The 21,242-nt window shown below is 31.3% G+C and carries 14 protein-coding genes and 1 tRNA gene; 5 read left to right on the top strand and 10 right to left on the bottom strand.

The genetic code is table 11. The annotated features are described in order from the left end of the window. Positions 1-95: 95 nt before the first annotated feature. Complete coding sequence (locus CHRY9293_RS16945) at positions 96-3,707, top strand: non-ribosomal peptide synthetase family protein (RefSeq protein ID WP_228455579.1); 3,612 nt, start codon at positions 96-98, stop codon at positions 3,705-3,707. Between the two features lie 243 nt (positions 3,708-3,950). Here the strand turns inward: CHRY9293_RS16945 and CHRY9293_RS16940 are convergent, their stop codons facing one another. Together CHRY9293_RS16940 and CHRY9293_RS16935 are read right to left on the bottom strand one after the other, a co-directional pair. Then, the gene (locus CHRY9293_RS16940; RefSeq protein ID WP_162034062.1) at positions 3,951-4,427 is read right to left on the bottom strand and encodes an ecotin family protein; all 477 of its coding nucleotides are present in this window, start codon (positions 4,425-4,427) and stop codon (positions 3,951-3,953) included. 29 nt (positions 4,428-4,456) lie between these two features. Then, the gene (locus CHRY9293_RS16935; RefSeq protein WP_162034061.1) at positions 4,457-10,315 is read right to left on the bottom strand and encodes an alpha-2-macroglobulin family protein; all 5,859 of its coding nucleotides are present in this window, start codon (positions 10,313-10,315) and stop codon (positions 4,457-4,459) included. Between the two features lie 18 nt (positions 10,316-10,333). Between CHRY9293_RS16935 and CHRY9293_RS16930 the strand changes: the two genes are divergently transcribed. Both CHRY9293_RS16930 and recF read left to right on the top strand, forming a co-directional pair. Continuing rightward, entirely contained in the window at positions 10,334-11,083 is a 750-nt protein-coding gene (locus tag CHRY9293_RS16930; RefSeq protein WP_162034060.1) for a UbiA prenyltransferase family protein, read from the top strand. Between the two features lie 9 nt (positions 11,084-11,092). Then, positions 11,093-12,196 (top strand): DNA replication/repair protein RecF, encoded by a 1,104-nt coding sequence (recF, locus tag CHRY9293_RS16925; RefSeq protein ID WP_162034059.1) that lies wholly within the window; start codon positions 11,093-11,095, stop codon positions 12,194-12,196. A 60-nt stretch (positions 12,197-12,256) separates the two neighbouring features. On the opposite strand, the gene CHRY9293_RS16920 is transcribed toward recF, so the two are convergent. From CHRY9293_RS16920 to CHRY9293_RS16905, 4 genes are all read right to left on the bottom strand, one after another. Next, positions 12,257-12,496 carry a hypothetical protein gene (locus CHRY9293_RS16920; protein WP_162034058.1) on the bottom strand — a complete coding sequence of 80 codons (240 nt, stop codon included), beginning with the start codon at positions 12,494-12,496 and terminating at the stop codon, positions 12,257-12,259. Between the two features lie 229 nt (positions 12,497-12,725). After that, a complete protein-coding gene (locus tag CHRY9293_RS16915; RefSeq protein WP_162034057.1) occupies positions 12,726-12,953 on the bottom strand; it encodes a hypothetical protein in 228 nt (75 codons plus the stop codon). 294 nt (positions 12,954-13,247) lie between these two features. Further along, positions 13,248-13,436: a hypothetical protein gene (locus tag CHRY9293_RS16910; RefSeq protein ID WP_162034056.1), complete on the bottom strand. Its 189-nt coding sequence runs from the start codon at positions 13,434-13,436 to the stop codon at positions 13,248-13,250. A 293-nt stretch (positions 13,437-13,729) separates the two neighbouring features. Then, on the bottom strand, positions 13,730-13,951 hold the full coding sequence (locus tag CHRY9293_RS16905) for a hypothetical protein (RefSeq protein WP_122546804.1): 222 nt from the start codon (positions 13,949-13,951) through the stop codon (positions 13,730-13,732). Positions 13,952-14,458: 507 nt separating this feature from the next. On the opposite strand from CHRY9293_RS16905, the gene CHRY9293_RS16900 reads away from it, so the two are divergent. Further along, the gene (locus tag CHRY9293_RS16900; RefSeq protein WP_162034055.1) at positions 14,459-14,752 is read left to right on the top strand and encodes a hypothetical protein; all 294 of its coding nucleotides are present in this window, start codon (positions 14,459-14,461) and stop codon (positions 14,750-14,752) included. A 296-nt stretch (positions 14,753-15,048) separates the two neighbouring features. Here CHRY9293_RS16900 and CHRY9293_RS16895 read toward each other — a convergent pair whose 3' ends face one another. From CHRY9293_RS16895 to CHRY9293_RS16880, 4 genes are all read right to left on the bottom strand, one after another. Next, complete coding sequence (locus CHRY9293_RS16895) at positions 15,049-16,041, bottom strand: hypothetical protein (protein ID WP_162034054.1); 993 nt, start codon at positions 16,039-16,041, stop codon at positions 15,049-15,051. Between the two features lie 883 nt (positions 16,042-16,924). Next, positions 16,925-18,955, bottom strand: a complete 2,031-nt coding sequence (locus CHRY9293_RS16890; RefSeq protein ID WP_162034053.1) for a site-specific recombinase — start codon at positions 18,953-18,955, stop codon at positions 16,925-16,927. A 13-nt stretch (positions 18,956-18,968) separates the two neighbouring features. Continuing rightward, positions 18,969-19,613 carry a monofunctional biosynthetic peptidoglycan transglycosylase gene (gene mtgA / locus CHRY9293_RS16885; protein ID WP_162034052.1) on the bottom strand — a complete coding sequence of 215 codons (645 nt, stop codon included), beginning with the start codon at positions 19,611-19,613 and terminating at the stop codon, positions 18,969-18,971. Between the two features lie 46 nt (positions 19,614-19,659). Beyond that, positions 19,660-20,706 carry an ABC transporter substrate-binding protein gene (locus tag CHRY9293_RS16880; protein ID WP_162034051.1) on the bottom strand — a complete coding sequence of 349 codons (1,047 nt, stop codon included), beginning with the start codon at positions 20,704-20,706 and terminating at the stop codon, positions 19,660-19,662. 47 nt (positions 20,707-20,753) lie between these two features. Here CHRY9293_RS16880 and CHRY9293_RS16875 point away from each other — a divergent pair. After that, positions 20,754-20,827: transfer RNA gene (locus CHRY9293_RS16875), tRNA-Arg, on the top strand. Positions 20,828-21,242: the final 415 nt, after the last annotated feature.

Here is a 21,242-nt window from a genome sequence, read left to right as displayed (position 1 = left end):
TGGGAGGAACTGAATCTCTCTTATATCCTTTATCAAGTATAACAGAAGCTATAAGTAAAAGTAAAAAACTTTCTATATCAGTAGACCGATCTGAAGTGAAGAAAACCTGTAAGAATCTGAAAATCACAGAGAATTGTTTTTTTATCACTTCCTTTATGCAGGTGCTACATCGCATAACTCGAGAAAACAATATTATGATAACCACTGTTTCTAATGGAAGGTCATCTGCAAATATTTCGGATACTATCGGTATGTTTATACAAGCCTTACCTGTGGTAAGCCATTTTACTGATGATACCATTATTGATATAATGTCAAAAATGCAACGTCAGTTACTAGATACTCTTAGCCATGATAAATATCCCTTTATACGCTTATCCGAAAGGCATAACTTTAAGCTTAATATGATGCTTATATATCAAGGGGAAGTGATTGAATCTTTACCCGAGTTTAATGATGTCCCTACAGAGTCATTAGAGCTTCATCTTACAACAACTAAAATGCCGCTTTGTATTAGTATTACTCCTTTAGAAGATAAATATATAATATTTTTTGAATATGATAGCCATCTCTATTCTGAAGCAGACATCTATAATTTAGGTATAACTTTTCAATCATTTATAAATTCTCTTGTCTCAGCATCTGATCAACAAAAGATTTTGGATGTGCCTATAATTTCTAAAAAAGAGACTAATGAGTTAATAGCTTTAGGAAAAGGAAAAGAACTTACTTATGATCGCTCAGAAACTTTTATAGATTTATTTAAAAAACAAGTTCTTCTTTATCCAACTAAGACTGCTGTAGTAGATCAGTGGGGAAAGATCAGCTATTCGAAATTAGATCAAATGTCTGATAGGTTGTCTTCTATACTTATTGAAAATGGCATAGAAGTCGATCAATTTGTTTCCCTTATGTTGCCGCGATGTAAAGAATTTCTAATTAGCATATTAGCAGTGTTCAAAGCTGGGGGAGCTTATGTTCCTTTAGATAGTGATTACCCAACTGATCGTTTGCAATATATGCTGAATGATTCACAATCCAAGGTACTGATTACCACACGTTCATTATTTACTGAGAAACAGAAAAATGGGAATTTCGCTGTTGAGAATATCATTTTTGTAGATGAAATTGATTTGACTCAATATGCAGACCCAATTAATCGAAGTAAAGCAGATAATTTGGCATATATGATCTATACTTCAGGCTCCACAGGAAAACCTAAAGGGGTAATGATAGAACATAAAAGTCTTCGATCGTTTGTTGGATGGTTTGCTTGTTGTATTGAATTACAGTCTAATGACCGATGTGCCCAACATTCAAGTTTTAGTTTTGATGCTTCTATGGATGATTTGATGACTCCACTGTCTGTAGGTGCCGAAATTTATATATTACCATCCGATCTTCGTCATGATATGGAAGGAATGTATCAATATTTTAACCAACATCAAATAACTGGAATTTCAGTAAGTACTCAATTAGGAATGGAAATGCTTAATCAATATAATGACTTTCCAATTCGTTTCATAGTGGTAGGGGGAGAAAAACTACAACCTACTAAGCCATCCTCAGTAAAAATTATTAATACGTATGGCCCTACCGAATTTACAGTTTCTGCGACTTCCCATATTATAGATCCAAAGCGTGAGTATCAGAATATTCCTATAGGTCGTCCCGTACCTAATAGTATTTCAGTGATAGTAGATAAGAAAGGAAATCTCCTACCCAAAGGCATGGCGGGTGAATTATGTCTTATTGGCAGACAAATGTCTAGAGGGTATTGGCAGCGTCCTGAGCTTACTAAGGAAAAGTTTGCGCCTTGTCCATTTATAGATGAAGAAAAAATGTACCGTACAGGAGATCTCGCCCGTTGGAATGAAAAAGGAGAGTTGGAATACTTAGGACGTATAGACAACCAAGTAAAATTAAGGGGATTCCGTATAGAAATGGGTGAGATAGAGAGTATAATAATGAATTACAATGGTATTCAAAGTGCTGTAGTGGAGATTAAAGAAATCGGAGAAGTACAACATTTATGTGCATATTATACCGCAAGCCAAATCATCCAAGAAGAAATTCTACGTCAGTATTTATCCATATCTCTTACTGATTACATGATTCCTACAGTATTTATGCAATTGGACGCACTTCCTCTTAATCCGAGTGGAAAAATTAATCGAAAAGAGTTGCCGGTTCCTGAAATAAAACGCAATATGGAATATGAGACTCCTACCAACAAAATAGAAATGGATATATGCACTATATTTGCGGATATCCTCAAGCTAGATAAAGTAGGAATCAATGAAAATTTCTTTGAATTAGGAGGAACTTCAATAACTGCCATCAAAGTAATTATACAAATTTCAAATTTAGATTATAAAATAAATTATGGTGATTTATTTAAATTAAAAACTCCCAAAGAATTAGCCAGTTTTATAAGTCCTAGCATAGGAATCTCTGATAGAGAGATGCCGGATCAAACATTTGATTTTTCAAATTATGATTATACCGGTATTCAGGAAATGCTTGCTAAAAATAATTATTCTGATCTTTGGAATCATTTTAATTTACATTCGCATGGAAAGGTTTTACTTACGGGAGCTACCGGTTATTTGGGAATTCATTTATTGCATTATTTGTTGATAAATGATCACAATGAGATTTGTTGTCTTGTACGTCCAAAATCTAAACTAAATTCAGAAAACAGACTTAAAACATTAATGGCTTATTATTTTAGTGATTGGGAGAAGGACTTTGATACACGTGTGAAAATCATTGAAGGTGATATAACTGATCATAATATAACTGAAAAACTTATAGAAGAGCATATAGATACTGTTTTTAATTGTGCTGCCATAGTGAAACATTATGTAGCAGAAGGTTCAATGGAAAAAGTGAATATCGATGGTGTTTCAAATTTAATATCTCTTTGTGAAGCCAAAGAAGCGATGCTTATCCATATATCTACTTATAGCGTTGGGGGGACAATTGAGAAAAGTAAAAGTAGTATTTTCTCGGAACAGGATTTTTACATTGGACAAACTACAGATAATGAATATGTAAAAACTAAATTTATTGCTGAAAGAATTATTTTGCAACATGTAGCTGATAAAAAACTGAAAGCAAAGATAATGCGTGTGGGAAATCTGATGGGAAGAGAAAGTGATGGTGAATTTCAAATTAATTTCAACAGCAACGCTTTTGTAAACAGTCTAAAAAGTTATAAGATTTTAAATGCTTTTCCTCTGGATCACATGACAAGTTCAGTAGAGCTTTCCCCTATAGATAAAGTAGCAGAAGCTATAGCTTTACTTGCAAAAACTCCACAAAATATGACTGTATTTCATCCCTATAATAATTATATGGTAAATATGGCGGTTATTATGAACGCATTTAATGAGTATGGCTATAAAATTGATATAGTTTCAAATGATGACTTTTCCTCTCGAGTAAAAAGCATGAGGAATGATCCTGAAAAATCAATATTCCTTCAAGGGCTTATTCATGCTGGGAGATTAGATGATAATTTACTAATAGTTGAGCCTGAAAATAATTATACAACACAAATTCTATATCGTCTTGGTTTCTATTGGAATCCACCCCATAAAGACTATATGAACAAAGTTATTGAAATGCTCGATAGGTTAGCCTTTTTTGATGAATATAATTTTACAAAAAATATAGAAGAGTCAAATTTATTTTACATCTAGTTAATTTTTGAATAATAATTTGTATAAGACATTACTATCCCACGAAATTGTGTAAGTTAAAATAGGGTTTAGATTATAAAATCTAAACCCTATTTCCAAAATAAGGATAAATTGGTTGAGAACAATACCCCATTATTATTTTTTCAACCCAATTTTAATACTATTCTTACACCGAACTCAGATTATTTAATAAATCTTCTTTTTCGATCATATCTATGTCATGGCTAAAACTAATCTTGTCCCCTATCTTTGAACTGCTTTCTTCATTATAGCATCGGAGCGTAAGATTCTATAACGAACTTCTAAATTATTGGGTACATAAAAAACCAAAGGCAATTTACTATTATACCTTACAATCTCAGGTTGAAGCGAAACAAACTTTTTGATCATTTTATTATCTGGACAAGCCATTAAAGTGCCTCCTGTTTCTCCTTTAGAATCTACTTCATAATACCCTTGTAAATCCTGAGCTTTTAGATCCCCTATTAAAAAATGATTATTACAATCCAACATTTTTTCTACCCCAACAAAAAACTCCACCTTAAGATCATTTTCATTTTTAGCCATAGGAAGCTGAATATACACTTGCTTATATCCTTCTTTTGCTTTGGGAAACATCTCAATTTCTAATTTTGCATATTTCTCTGCTTTTTTCTGGGCAAACGTAGTCATCCCTATTAACACTATTAATCCAGGAATTAGTTTTTTTACAATTTTCATATTTCTTGTATTTCAATTAATAATCAAAATTATTCTAAAATTAAAACTTGAGTCCCTTTTGTATGAGAATTCATCTGTGGAGCATAGTAGTTTTGCATAGTAGTAATCCCATTGGAGAATTTCCCTGATGCATTCGCTATATAATCATACTCAAATACATACTTTCCTTTTGGCATATATTCAATATAAAAATTGGTGGATGCATCTTTAGTAGACTGGTAATAGCCTAAATTATTTTTCCATTGATAGCCAGATAACACATCAACAGGTTCAAATCCGGCAGCCCTCATATCTTTAATATGAACAAATTCCATAGGACGGTCTGTATTTAATATCATTCTTACCGTTACTTTATCACCAACTTTTAAGGGAGTTTCGTTGGATAATCTTTCCAATTCTTCTCCATTAGCTGTTTTCACTTTTTTATAGAGCTCTTTGGTAACAGAAATATAATTCTCGGAAGAAGTGATCTTATCTAAATCTTCGTAATACTGCCAAAATAAACCTCCTTGAACAATTCCTGGTCCCGGTTTAGTAATCGTAACACTTCCAAGGTCTTTGTTTACAGTTTCATTTTTCAAGGTCGATTTTACATAGCCGGTTGCTTGTGTTTGTGGTAATACTTCTTTTCCTCCCCAAATAATAGTTGCTTTGTCACTTTCTGGACTCGTCCAAGACTTTCCTGAATTTAAAATCGTAAAAATCACTTCTGAGGTCCCCCTTGAGCTTCCCCAAGAATTCACTTCTTTTTGCGTCACCAACCAAATTTTCATGTCTTCAATCAATTTCTGATCATTGGGCTTCAAAGTATTAAAAGCTTCTAAAGCTCCGGCATGATTGACCACTTTAGAGCTAAACCATCCCCAATCATTAAGATTTTGTTTCCAGTAAACCCCTTGAGTTTTTGTATCCGTAGAAGTTTCCTTTAAATAGTTCATCAATTTATCTGAAACCTCTTTTAAACCATAATTATTCATTAACAAAGCGGCTCTATGAAGTCCAAAAAAGGTAAAATCCGTTATTTTTGCCGTTTTTGCCTTTTGCTTTATTAAAGATTTTAAAGTCGATCCTTTTCCTTTCAGAGGATATTCTTTCTCCCAATAATTTCTCGTGTCCAGATAATCGAGTACCCAGTTGGTCCAAACATTTTCTTTTTTCACATTCCAATACTTATCTATTTCATTATCTACATATTGGATAAGTCTACTCACCAATTCTTTTTGATCTGAAACTTGATAATCTTTTACGTTATCCTTGAGCCAAACATTGATTTTTCCTAAATTTTTCAAAATATATAAAGAAGTTCCATAAGAACTTGGATATCCCGAATACCATGAAAAACCACCGTCAGGGTTTTGAAGTTTTTTAAAATCATCCCAATCCTGATTAATAGAATTTCTCATGGTATTAACATCAAATAATAAAGCTAATTTCTGCATTTGCTCTTCCTCATTTTGACTTTCCAATACCCAAGGAGTTTCTTCCAATAATAATTGTTTCAGTTCTTGATTTTTTTCAAGATTTGAATTAAGCAGTCCTTTGTTTTGATACTCTTCAAAAACAGTCTTCATTTTTGGATTAGCCTTGAATATTTCTGATGCTAAAACATCCGCAAACCACTTATTAAAAATAACATCCGCCGAATTATTTTGATCATTTTTCAAACTTGGAAGAGCAAACATGATTTCCCAAATCGGATTAGTCGTGAGCTCCAACGTATTAGAAACATTTGAAATTGTAGATGAACTTACATTTTTAAGATTCTCTAAAACAAATGTTTTAGTTTCTCCTTCTTTCACAAAAACCGGAACAGCATCAGTTACTAACATTCTATTAGGAAGTACTGCAATTGCTTGCTGTTCTCCATCAGAATAAACACCCGCTTTAGCCAGCACTTTCAGTATAATAGAAGAAACGTTATTCGGAACTTTTATCTTCCATCCTAAAACGGTATTTCCGTTTTCCTGTATATCAAAATTCTGCGCATCGGAAGTAATACCAAATTGTGAAGAAATATTTTCATTCGTAAAAGCATCTAGGATCTGTAAACTCGCTGATCCATTTAGTTTTTTACTTGTCAGATTAGAAAGTTTTGATTGAAGATTAAGCTCATCTCCTTCTCTTAAAAACCTTGGATAATTAGGTGTAACCGAAAATTCTTTTTGTGTAACCACCTCTTTTTCTAATGTAGCCGATCTCGCATCTTTCGTATGGGCTAAAAACATTAATTTCCATTTTGTTAACGCTTCAGGAGATGTAAATTCAAAACTTACATTCCCTCCAGAATCCGTCTTTAGATCAGGATAAAAGAAAGCTGTTTCATTAAGATTTTGACGAACAGGCACTTTTTCCAGACTTCCCGGCTCAGATACCATTTTTTCATCCGAGACCTCTTCTTCAACTTCCATCCTTGTATCCATTTTTTTCGCCAATTTAGCACTTGCCCTTGCTACAGGAGGAGGAGCCGGCGACGCATATTCTCTAACTGCCATTTCTGAAATCCCGCCATATAATTGATTGATAACAGCTCTATCAAACCAATTGAAACTTGGGACCTCAATATAATTTCCGTTAAAATAAGGTAACCTTTTTTGATAGGATTTCTGAGCCAAATCTTGTCTTATATCATAAGGAACCACAAAAGAATAAGGAATATATAAATGTTGCCAATTAAATTTATTAACAGCAAACTGATCCAATGACATATCATACATATTAGCCAATACTTCAGCATTGATTTTTTCTTTTTCATTTCCTGAAACTTTCACAGACCATTTTTCCTTAGAATTAGGCTCAAGTTTATCCCTAAAAGTAGTAGTCTCTATCTTAAGAGGCTGCTCCATATCTTTTATTTTCAAAGCTATAGACTGGGTTTGTACATTGTTGAATGCGGCCAATTGAAATTGCACATTAAGAGTGGATACATTCTTATTCTTCGGAATATCAACCTGATATTCTAAAACCCCATTTCTAAACTTTTGAGTTTCAGAAACCGTTTTTCCTAAACCATCTTGAACGAAAACATTAATCATCGCATCCGGAATAGCAGAATATAAATATATTTTTCCTTTCTCTCCTCTTACGAACTCTTTTTTAGGATCAATAACCGTTAAAAATGTTTTTTGGGTAGGTTTCAAAGAACTTTTATTCCATACACTAAAATATTGCGATGCTTTTATGGTATCTTGACCTTCGATATTATAAAGCTCCAGTTGATAATCTCCTGCCTCTAACTTTCCTAGATCTAAATCAGCTGAAGTTGGAGCATCATTGGAAAGTGGCTGCTCTACCCTTTCAATAATTGTTTTTTCAATTTTCCAATTCTTTATCTCCTCTTTTTTATCAAATAAATCATGAGGAAATTTACCTGTAAATTCTTCTTCTGAGTAGATCGGTACATCCTGAATTTCGCTTCTAAAATTATTTCTAAAAATTCTATTCGGCGCTACCAATTTTGATAATTTAACATGGAATGGCTTCTTAAGAGCCTGTTCATTATAGTTCTTTGTTTCTACTTTTAATTTTACATTTTCATCCGAAAAAGAATTATTAATCTCATCCGCTTTAATATAATGAGTCACAGAAGCCACTTTTAATTGTGTTTCTGCAGATTGCGTCTCTCCATTAATATCCGTTACCGAAGCATTAATCACATAATTATTAATCTGTATACCTTGCAGTGTTTCGTCTTTTTTAAGATCAAGATTAATCACAAACTCACCCTTATCATTCGTTTTGGCTTCTCCCAAAATTGAATTCTCATTATCATTATCCTGAGGATACCACCAGAAATACCTCCATCTGATATTCTCTTTCTTGATCTCATAATTAACCGTTGTATTATTTAAAGCCACACCGGAAAACATCATTGCCTTTCCTTTTAAATTGATGGTTTGACCATATTTATACTCTTCTTTAACCGGGTCAAAAGTCACTTCAAACTTAGGCCTCTTATACTCTTCTACTCTTATATCTTTATATCCTTGGTTACCATCTGTTTTTAAGTAATACACCCCATTCAATTTTCCTTTCGGAAGTAAAAAACTTCCATGATAAGAACCAAACTCGTTCGTAGTAAAATCCTGTACAGAAACATCTTGACCATTAGTATCTGTCAAGGTTACTTTTTGTTTTATTCCAGCAACTACCGATTCCATTTCATTGTTTAATTGAGTATTAATTACTTTGAAATAAACCGTTTGCCCGGGTCTGTATATTGCTCTATCAGTAAATATCTGAGCTTTTGGCTGAACTTGTTTATTAGGTTCATAACTTTCCGCATATCTATTATTTCCATAGATCTGCATGATTTGAAAATCATTCGTTTTAGGTTCTTGAATCAGGAAACTTCTGTAATATTCCTTGCTTTCTGTAGCAGGAAATTTAAAAACCCCTTTTTCATTTGTTTTCCCATCAATTTTATTGAGTGTTTTATTAGCAATAAATTCATGAAAAATAAGATTTTCATTGACTATAGGTTCTCCATTTTCACTATTTATCAACTTTAGCTCATTGGAAAGCACATTTCTTTCTCCTTTATTCTGATAGATAATTCTATTGCCGGAAACAAAGAAATAAAAATTCTGATTGGTTTGATCTTCATCCTTATCTCCGTCTATAGCATATTCTGCAACATACATTCCGGAGGGAAGAGGCTTAATTTCCAAAGAAACTTTATGAATTTGATAATCTTTCAAATCCTGTAAGCGATATATTTCTTTTCTTACTAAACTTTTTTTAACATTCTTAAATGAATCTCCATAGGAATTTTGTACATACTGCATGAATGATTTATAATCTTCTTTTACCTCATAGATGCTTAATGAAATTTCAGAAATATTTTTATATTGAGCCACTAAATGGATAGGTTTATTACTTTGTGTTTGCTGCTCATATTTTAGATTTAAATAGGGATTTAGAATTTGAACTTCTCTATTTTTTATATTTTCAATGAAAGAAGAGGTAGGATATTGACTCTTTGCCTGAGCCACCACAGCCAGTGCCTCTTTAGATTTCTTTTTAGTAATCAACTCATTAATTATTTGCTCCATAATGACTACTTTATAATCCCCTTCCGTATTGGATTGCAGAAGAGTATTTAGCTGCTCTAGTTTATCCTTACATTGGCTAAAATTGCAATTTTCATTAAGTTTATCCATCATAAAATACAATTTGGAATTCCCTGTATTTTGTGAAATCAATTCATCAAAAATTGCATTAATCAAAGGTTGATTTTCAGTTCTTTCATTTTTTGTAAAAAGACCATTATCGGATAAAAAACTAATTTTTCTAAAAGAGTACCACTCCCATAAAGTGGGGAAATAAGAAATATCCTTTGTATTAGAAAAAATATCTTTATAACTTCCTAAAGAAACCTGTTTCATGGCCAGTTTCTTATCATCAAGTTCTTTAAAATCTTTAATCAGATAATTCTTAAAATCCAGCTTACTCCAAGTCTCAATTTGTGAAAGATCCTGTAAATTAGTATTTGTTCTCCCATCGATTTTCCATGAATCTTGATTATAATAATCCAGTAAAAAACCTCCTAACAGAACCCTGTAAATCAGTTTCTCATTCCCATTCAATTTACTTTCTATATCTTGAAGGCTATGAAAAAAGGTAGAAACCGTATTATTTTTATCATCATCTGACGTACGGGTCAAAATACTAAACTCTGCTTTGAGAGATCGGATAAGCTGAATCGTATTATTTTCTTTCATGGCTTTACTTTTTATCTCCAAAATAATAGGGAGATTAGATTTATAAACACCTTTATTACTGTTTTCCTCTATTTTTTTCCATTGATCATCATAATATTTTTGACCAAAAACAGCCGAAAAATTAAGTATTAAAAGCAAAAGCATAAATATCTTGGAAAATCTTTTCATAAATATTATTTTTGGTAAATGAATATCTTAAAAATACTGAAAAAAAGTGTTATAGAAAGTCAACTTTATGTATCCTTAATGGGAACTCTTTTTGCACTATTTTTTATGGAGGAGCAAAATACATTCCGTTTGCCTTCTATCATCCTGATATTTATTACCTATTTCAGTGGATATTTATACACTAAATACCAATACACCAAACATTTTTTTAAAATATTAATTTTAAATGCAATAGCAGGTGTAATTTGCGCCCTTATCATTATTCATAATCACAATGAAGTCCGACTATTAAAATGGTTTATTATCGTTGTATTAGGGCTCCTTTATAATAGTTTTTTTCTTGAGATATATGTTCGCAAAATACCTTTATTAAAAATATTTTATGTGGGATTAGTATGGGCACTTGTTAATTGTTGGCTGACTCTCCATGAGTTTAGTATTCCTATTTTCCTCATTAGTTTCTTTTTTATCACCGCCTTAGTTTTGCCTTTTGATATTCGGGATATGCATGTGGATACAGTAAAAACCTTCCCCACCTTATTAGGCATTCAAAACACTAAATACATTGCTTATTTATTAGTTTTCATCAGTACTATTTTAAGTATTTTTTATTTACAAATTCATTATTCCATATCATTTTTTCTTGCGGGGATATTCACCTATATCCTCATATACTTTTCTGAAAATGAAAGAGATGACTCTTATTTCTCATTCGGCGTTGAAACCTGTTCAGCACTTCCTTTTTTATTTTCACTCATAATAAAGTAATTTTGCTAAATGATTATCAAGAAACTGTCTCTGTATAATTTCAAAAACCACTCGGAAAAAAAATTTGAATTTTCCCCTCAGATTAATTGTTTTGTAGGAAACAACGGAGTAGGAAAAACCAATATTCTGGATGCATTGCATTATTTATCTGTAGGAAAGAGCTTTTTGGGAAATACGGATCTTAACAATATAAAAAAAGATCAGGATTTCTTTACGATTAATGCGGAAATTCAAAATGATGAAAGTGAAGACATCATCAAAATTTCACAGCAAAAAGAAACAAAGAAAATTATTAAAAAGAATGATAAAAACTATGATAGAATTGCTGATCATATTGGCTACCTACCTAGTGTAATGATTTCCCCCTATGATTCTAATCTGATTTCAGACTCTGGAGAAAGCCGACGAAAGTTTTTGGACTCTATGATTTCACAAACAGACGCTGAATATCTTTTTGATTTGATCCAATATCAGAAAATCATTCAACAAAGAAATGCCCTATTAAAATACTTCCATAAAAATAGAGTGTGGGATAAAGACTCATTAGAAATTTATGATGAACCCATTATAAAATTTGGGACGAAAATTTTTGAAAAGAGACAACGATTTGTAGGAAAACTCAATCCTATTGTTCAAAATTTTTACCATATTATTTCCGGGGGAAAAGAAAATGTTTCAGTTCAGTATCAATCAGATTTAACACCGAGATTTGACACTCATCATCCCTATAAAGCATTAAAAGAAATATTAATTGAAACTCTTGAAAGGGACAGAATGCTCACCTATACATCAAAAGGGATTCATAAAGATGATCTTCTTTTTGAAATGAATGATATTTTAATTAAAAAAAATGGCTCACAAGGACAGCAAAAGTCTTTCTTAATATCATTAAAGTTAGCCCAAATGAGTCTTGTAAAAGAATTAACTCAAAAAACACCTATCCTTTTATTGGATGATATTTTTGACAAATTAGATGATTTACGGGTTTCTCAATTAATTGAACTTGTTAATCAAGAGAATTTTGGACAGATCTTTATAACAGATACCCATAGAGAAAGAACGGAAAATGTAGTAAAAAAGATCAATGATGAAAGTATCATTTTTGAATTATGATCCTATATAATGAAAAGAAAAAGGCTGTCTACAATTAAACAGCCTCCTCATTATCAGTGGTTATCTACCTTGCCTGTAACCTGCTTGGATTGCAGTTTTATTAATCTCTAAGTACTCAGCTTTTTGCTCATCTGTAAATCCAAAAAAAGGAAATGCTCTACGGGTATAGTCTCTTCCATTATAAGTAAAAACTACTTCATCAGAATAAGGAACCCCTGGCCATCCATTAGCATTTCCTCCTTCTACATTTTTCATTTGTGATACAGTCATCTTTTTTTGGTTGAAATTTTTTAAAATCATTTTGTTGTTTTTTTAAAGTTAATAATTAATTTGATCAATTAAAATGACAATTCGCGATAGATTATTTTAATTATTCCAAATTTATATACTTTAAAGTAAAGTATATATCGCTATATTACAATTATTTTGCTGTATCCTAACCAATAATAAAAAAACACCATATTAAGCTGCAAAAAAATAAGGACACTTTTTCAAGCGCCCTTACCTCTTTTATTATTATAATAAACAATTAACCTCTTAAAGGAGGATTCTTGTATATATTACTCATATAATAGCTAACCTGCTCGTCTGTAAATCCAAAAAAAGGAATATCCTGACGTGTATATACTTTTCCATTAAATTCACCAATCACTTCATCAGAAAAAGGTGTTCCAGGAAAACCATAAGCATTTCCTCCTTCTAAAGTTTTCATTTGAGCTACAGACAATTTTTTTGCGTTGAAATTTTTTAAAATCATGTTGTTGTTTTTTAGAGTTAATAATTACTTTTATCAATTGAAATATTAAATCGCGATAGAATATTTTAATTATTTCAAATTTATATATTTCAAAATAAAATAACCAATCCTTTATTTACATTTACTTGCTCTCTATTGATTAATAGCAAATAACAGATAAAATATCATTTAATGACCCTAAAGATAGATAGATATAAAAAAATAGAGACCCTTTTTCAAGTGTCCCTATTTCTATTTTATTACTCTAATCAATAGCTTCCCTTTTAAAGGATGCATTATTAGCGATCATAATGATTATTTACCGTAAGCTGCTTCGAAGTTTTTCCTGTTCAACTTCATATATTCTTCCATTTGTTCATCTGTGAATCCAAAAAATGGAATGTCCTTACGTGTATATACTTTTCCATTCAATTCACCAACAACTTCATCAGAAAAAGGTGTTCCAGGAAAACCATAAGCATTTCCTCCTTCTAAAGTTTTCATTTGAGCTACAGTTAATTTCTTTGTGTTTAAATTTTTTAAAATCATTTCGTTTGTTTTTTAAAATTAGTAATTAATTTAATCAATTAAAATAACGAATCGCGATAGATCATTTTAATTATTCCAAAGTTATATACTTCCACATAAATTAAATATCCTTATAATAGCATTTAATTGCTCAATATTAGCAAATAACTAATAATAAATAAAAAGTACACTGTAATAACAATATAAAGATGTAAAAAAAATAAGGACACTTGAAAAAGTGTCCTATCTTTATTATTCTAAATAGACAATTACCCTCTTAAAGGAGGATTTTTGTATATATTAGTCATATAGTAATTAACCTGTTCATCTGTAAATCCATAAAAAGGAAAATCTTGTCTTGTATATGGAGTTCCTGGAATAGGCTCATCTGAAAAAGGTGTTCCTGGGAAACCATAAGGGTTTGCTCCTCCTTCTATAGTTTTCATTTCCTTTACAGTAAGTGCTTTTGCGTTTACATTCTTTAAAATCATTTTAGTTCTTTTTTAAATTAATAATTCGTTTGATCAATTAAAATAACATTGCGCAATAGATTATTTTTATCATTCCAAAACTATCAATCATTCCCTTAATTATCTTGCACAGAAATATTAATTCCTTGCTCTATATTGATTTAATAATCATAAACTATATTTTGTGAATTTTTAACAAAAATAATATTATAAAATTACATTAAATACAAATCGGAAAATCTACTTACTTTCTACCAGTAAGGTCCTCTATTCACAGAAAGAATGTGTATTTTTGTAAAATAATATAAATAAAAATACCACATCACGGTACAAAGGGGATAGGAAAAACAAATATCACAAAAATAAACTCATCCTATTAAAAGTTAAAAATATTAAATAATATACGATGGTTAAGACAAGAAAAACCTAATAATCTAAGTAAATCCATCAAATAAAAGGTCTTGTAATTTACTTTAGATCCTTTTCTATTGTAAAAAAAACACCCAACAAACCATGTCAATCTCTAAAATGAAGAAGAAAAAACGAGAATACCAATCATCTGAATTAGTTAAATCTTTTGCAAAAATATATGGCTTTGAGGAAAAACTTCTCGCCTTTGATATTAAAGATTTCCTTGAAGAATATCTTGATGAAGGACTTTTCATGGAAATAAAAACTGTAAATATTGAAAATCAATGCATCATTATCAAGATAGATTCTCCTTTACTACGACATGATTTTCAAATGCGTAAAAGCTTCTATCTCAAAAAGTTTCAAAATAAGTTTGGCCCTGAAAAATTTAATGATCTTCAGATTTTATAGAAAGAGTACCATCTATCAAGCTACACGTCTTCATCTCCTCTTAAACCTATAGAAAGAAAAAACATAAAAAAGAAAGACTCAGATTATAAAAATCCAAGTCTTAGCCTTTTAACTTCAATACTTTAAGGAATATCATTTCTGCAACATCTACTATATACCAAATACATACATATTCCTTAATAACCCCTACCTATCATACTTTCAATAAATGTTTGAATTATCAAAACAAGTATATTGAAAGTTATTATTAACTATATACTTTTCACTAGTGGAAATAAAAGAATTTATCAACTATATTAAAGACTTTGTGGTAAAGAAGTTATAACCTTAACACTAACATTGCTCACCACTTTTGCAACCCCACTTTCTCCGTTAATACTTGATATGAAATTCGGATAAGAGGTAATAGAAGCCCCCCAAAAGTAATACCCATTAACCGGTGATGAGAAATTACTTTGAACACCTCCGGTTACACTAATAGGAATAAAATAATTAGCAGAAGATTCTTGTGTTTTTGATAAAATAGCAACTGTTTTTTTCGAATTCGGCGGCACAACAACCTTTACAGAACTTGTAATAGTCTGCTCATTAGCAGTCTCCGTTACCTGCTCTACTTGCCCTCCTACAGTAACTTCTGTATTATATTCAGTACTTCCTACCCCAGGAACTCCAACCGACGCCTTTGCTCCTAACTTAAGCGATCCTGAAGCTACAACTTTCCACGTTGTTTTATATCCTGTCTTATAAGAGTAAGACACTGTAATTTCCTTAGTAAGAGTTGGGTCATAATTTACTGCTTCCGTCGTAAAAGATTGGTCAGGCAAATCAAAGCCCAATGTATTTACCGTTACTAGAGGAGCCCCAACAACAACAGAGACATTTGGTGCAGATGCAGTATTGCCAGGATGTCCATCCACTGAAAGAGATGAATTAAATTTAATTCCATCCGGCACATTCCCTTGGACAGAAAAAACACTCTTTAACCTATTCTTACCATAAGACGAGGATATATCATAACCCAAATCCTTTAAATGCTGTGCTGTCAGAGGAATTTGTTGATCCGAATTCATTCTTAATACATTTGGATTCGTATTATTAAGTTGGCCACTTCCCTCCAAAAGATTAATTTCTTTTACGATTTCCCATCCATTCTTTAACATTTCACTTTCACTTAGCTGTTGTTTGCCCTTAAAAGCTGAATTAATCGAATCATCAGCATCATGTTTAAGATCATGTGAGCACGAAGCCAATAAAAAAATTGCCAAAGTAAAAATTGTTTGTTTCTTCATTTAAATTAATATTAATAGATTTTAAAATTGCTTGTCAAAAGATTACACATTACACAATGTTTGTAGTATTAAATCTAATTCTTAATTATTTATTTTATGACATCATGTAAATACTTTCACAAATTTATACATGGAGAATATGTACAATAACCACTACAAAACCACTACAAAACCACTACAAAACAACTACATCACAATAATCAAAACAAAATCAAAATATTAACAAACCTAATGTAGTATTAATACAGCATTTTTAAGTATTTCGCAACAAAATTTATAGAACTTTCTCTCTATTTTTGTTTTAAAAATGAGTATTATTTTAAAATAATCATTTATCAATAAATTATGAAAAACTAATTAAATTATAAATTAAAAAGTCAACAAACATACATTGAATTACTTACCATATAAATATTACACATATGTAGACCTAGAAATATTAATCTACAATCCGTCCACATAACTATTACAATACAAAAAGAAAGATACAGCCTAACCACTACGATCAAAAACATCATTAATTAATACCCGAAACTAAATATCAGAATGGAGATTATTAAAAGTAGAATAATTAAGACACCTTCTAATACTCTACAGAACATAGTCATACACATCCTAACCAAGAAGAAAAAAATAAGAAAAAACAATCCTCCAAACTGGCTAGGTTCTTTACAAAATATATAGCTTTGAAAACAAGCTTCTAGCACTCACTATTAAAGACTTTTCGGAAAAATATTTTACTATACGCTTTTCTAGAAATTAAAAGCGTAACTAGTGAAAAACAATACATAATTACCAAAACAAAGCCCTCCTTCCTGCAAGGAGTTTCATATGCGCAAAAGTTTTCCCTAAAAAACTCAAAACAAATTTAGTCCTGAAAAATTTAACGATCTTCAGATTTTATAGAAATAGTATTACTCATTAAATCATCCGCTTTCTTATCTAACCTTGAACGTATAGGAAGAAAAAATCTAAAAGGATGTCTGAAAAAATACTTGAAGATCTCCTTATATATCTCGCTTACTTGATCCGAATTTAATTTTCTTGACCTAAAAGCTAAAAACATCGATAACGAAAAACTCACCAGAAAATTAAAAAATCCAATCAGAAAAACAGTAATAAATGAAATCCAAAAAGTGTAAGAATCAACCGAAAAGTCTTTTCCATAGAGACCAATAGCAAAATTTCCTGCAGCAAAAGTAATATGACGGATATCCAAATCAAGTCCTAAAAAAAAGCCTATTGGTGCTGTAGCCCCAAGAAAAACACCGAACCAAAAATTAGAGACAATCCCAGGCCAATTTTTTGCATAATATTTAGACAAACTTTTCGCAAACTTTTTTCCAAAAAAATTCCTAATGGAAAGATTCTTTGCAATCCTTTCCGGAATATGATAAAAAACCGAATTATTTCCAATATTTCCTGAAATAATCCCTGAAATAAAAAGATAAAAGCCTGCAATACTCGCATGTAATATCGCTTTGGATTTAAAAGGATCTAAGTCTTTTAATAATTTATCAGACCTATCAACAGCCAAATTTTGTGAGAAAAACACATCAAGACCATAAATAATAATCAAAGCAATAGGAAAAGAAAGAAGAACATTCCCTACAAATGCAATAAATTGACTCCTAAAAAGCTTAGATACCAAATGGGCAAATTCAGCATTATTACTTTTATTGTTTCCCTCATCCGCAAGCACTTTAGTCATGGTAGCAGCCGTCATAGCCGGCTGTTTTGTTGCCAACGTAAAACCCATTAGGTAAATCATTATAAATCCCATTGCATAGTTCATAGAATATAAAAATGCATGGGAAAAATCACTCCCGGGAATATAGCCATATAACATTTTCAATACACATAAAGCACCTACGATAATACCTCCTCCACTCGCTTTATAAAACATAGTCATATACTCTTTTCGAGTGGAAGTAATATAATGCACCCCTGCTTCTGCTGTATGATTTGTGATAAGGTGAGAAATAAGCCTGGTACTATCATTAATGAGCTCCGAAATATTATTCTTGCGGGATTTATAATTCAAAACATTATACACCAACAATTTAGAATTAATCAAAACATCTTCCTTTTGATCAATTACCAACAGCTGTATGATATCATAAATTCTTTGTATTTGCTGTCTGATTTTTAAAAGAGATTGGTTTATTTTTCCAGAGATCCCATATTTTGAAGAGTTTTTAAACGCTATGTTCACGAACTCTAAACATTGCTCAATATAAATTTTAATCTGTTTATATCGACTATCTTTAGAATGCAACTGCAACTCCGGATTATTTTCTAGTTCTTCAGCCAATGCCTCTAACTCATTCTGCAACGCAAGAAACGGATTATCAAAATTTCTATACTCCGGAGCCATCCTTACTACTTCAACTTCCATTGCCATTCCGGTAACCCTCCATGATAGAATATTCATAGAAAAGATAATTTCTTTCTTCACATCCGGCTTTACAATAAAATCCGCAATATCAAGCATTTGAAAAAACTCATTCACTTCATTTTCCGGAAGATTATGAAGATATCCTAAATCTTTTTTAGGTCTAAAACTGACATTATCAATCATATACCACACTGTCTTTTCATTTTCTACAGGTGGTAATACTGTATTTAAAACTCTTTTTTTAAATTCCGGAAAAAAAGCATTTTCCGAGAGGATGTTAGCCTCAGTTAGAGAAAGATTAAATGACCTTCCCCTAAAGACATTATGAATATAATACTTAAAGTTTTGGGAAGAATCGGGATTATTTTTAAGAAAATTAAGAACATCAGTAAAGTCAGCTCTTTTAATACTCTCTAAAAACTCTGCAAAAGGTTCTAAAGAAAGCGTTTCATTCTTAAAAGAAAAATATTTTTTAAGAACTGATTCAAAAGTTACATGGGAATTAAAAAGCTTCATTAGTACAAAGATACTATTTCAAACTTACATTCCTCATTTGTCTCATAATCCAATTGTGTCTCTTTATCAAATAAGAGGACGGATTTTTAGGATCGTATTTTTTAGGATTGGGCAAAACAGCAGCTATCCAAGCCGCTTCTGAAGTACTAAGATCTTTTGATGATTTTCCAAAGTAATAGGTAGATGCAGCCTCTATTCCAAAAACCCCTTGCCCCATTTCAATAGAATTCAGATATCTTTCAAGAATAATATCCTTATTCCAACATTTTTCAATAATAAATGTATAAATAGCCTCCAGTCCTTTTCTGAACCAACTTCTCCCTTGCCATAGAAAAATATTTTTTGCTGTCTGCTGAGAAATTGTACTCCCTCCTCTTATCCTTTTTCCCTTTTCATTATTTTTCATTGCTTTTTCAATGGCAGTATAATCAAACCCATTATGAACAAAAAATTTTTGGTCTTCAGAGGCGATAACGGCTTTTTTCACTTTATCTCCCATTTCATCATAAGAAATATAATCCCTGTGAAGTTTTCCATAGGTAAAAAGACCTCCTATTTGGGTAATCGTGATCGGTGGATTAAAAAACCTTCCCCAAATAATGAAAATCACATTAAGGATAAGTATAATAAAAATCAGTTGTTTAATTTTCTTCCACATAACTTTATAGATAAAAAGAGTACAAAAATAAACAAAATAGTCTGAGTTACTTCAATTCTTTCATGTAGATCAACTGATCATTAGGTAAAAGTTCAGGGTGAAAAATTTTGATATAATCTTTAAGAACCCAGTCAGATCGCACCACGCCACTTTCAAAAAAATCGTTGGCCTTTCCTTTTTCCTTACCATTGACCGTAAAAACATTTCCATTATTGAAAACTCCTAATTTTTCATAAAGGGAATTCATGGTGAGCATCTCTTTTTTTGAAGTATGATTTCCTGCATTTATCCAATATCTAACACCGTTTGACTTGGAAAAAACCTCTTCAAAACTCATGGTCAATGCTTTTTCTTCCTTATTATTTTTCAATACATAATCCGCATTGGCATCCGCAATATAGTGGGCAACAGAAGTATTTCCTCCCGGAAGATACCATATATCTCCATACATCTCATTAGCTAAAACAACAGGTTTACTTTTTGCTTGTAAAGCTAATTTCTTAAGTGCATTATATTGGTTTTCAATCTCCTGATATTTCTCATTGGCTTCTTTCTCTTTACCAAGGAGTTTTCCAAATAGTTTTAAATATGCTGTCTTTTCTAATGGCTTTTGCTCTGTATATTCATCGAGGAATATGACCTGAATTCCATTATTTTTCAAGAGCTGATAGGTATTATCAAAACTAGCGATATAGTTGGTAAAAATAGCATCCGGTTGTAAAGAAATAATCTTTTCTACATCATATTTTTGTTCATTTCCCACATTGTGAATTTTCTTGGCTAAAATTAAAGACTGTATCTTATCCGAATAAATATACTCAGGACTTGAAACGCCCACAATATGATCTACCGCATTGAGCTCTGAAATATATCCCGCCATACTTGAATTAAGAAGGATAATTTTATTAAAAGGAATCTGATTAGCCTTAAACGTATAGCTAAATTTTCCCGATTTAACTTCTAAAATACCCTTCTGCTCTTTATATTGAAGATGATTGGATAAAAAAGTCCATTCTTGTAGGTCTTTTTTTGGTTCTCTTTTACAGGAAGTTACAATAGAAAATATAAATAATAGTAAAATTCTTAGTTTCATCTTTCAAAGAAAGCAAAAAAGTGCTATATTTGCAAACCTTTAATAAAGGCCTCGTGGCGCAACTGAATAGCGCATCTGATTACGGCTCAGAAGGTTACAGGTTTGAATCCTGTCGAGGTCACTTTAGTGAGACAACTATTTATTAGTTGTCTCTTTTTTCACCCATAAATATCTCTTTGTCAAATTTTTACAATCTGACTTTTTGTGTTCGACATTTTAAGGATCAGCCGCAAAAATTATTGAGGAAATCAATATACATGACTTCAATCCTCTTTTTTACTTCCACAACAATAATCAAAAAGTCATTTTAATAACCTAATTAACTAAATCGCTTAAACGATCTATATCTTCTTGATCAAGCCAGTGATCATTAGTAATAGTTACAGCTTTTGTAGAGCCATCCATATAAATAGGATCAGGCGCAAAAGTTGGGGGCTATGCAAAAAGTTTGGATAATCTGAATAAGAAAAAGGTTCTGTCTTTTACCCCTCTTAGTTGCAATCTAAAGTTTTTGATTTTCGCATTAAAAGACTCTG

Source organism: Chryseobacterium potabilaquae (assembly GCF_902728265.1).
Lineage (GTDB): Bacteria > Bacteroidota > Bacteroidia > Flavobacteriales > Weeksellaceae > Chryseobacterium > Chryseobacterium potabilaquae.
The sequence above is the reverse complement of the archived record's forward strand: the minus strand, read 5'-3'. Positions and strand labels throughout refer to the sequence as shown.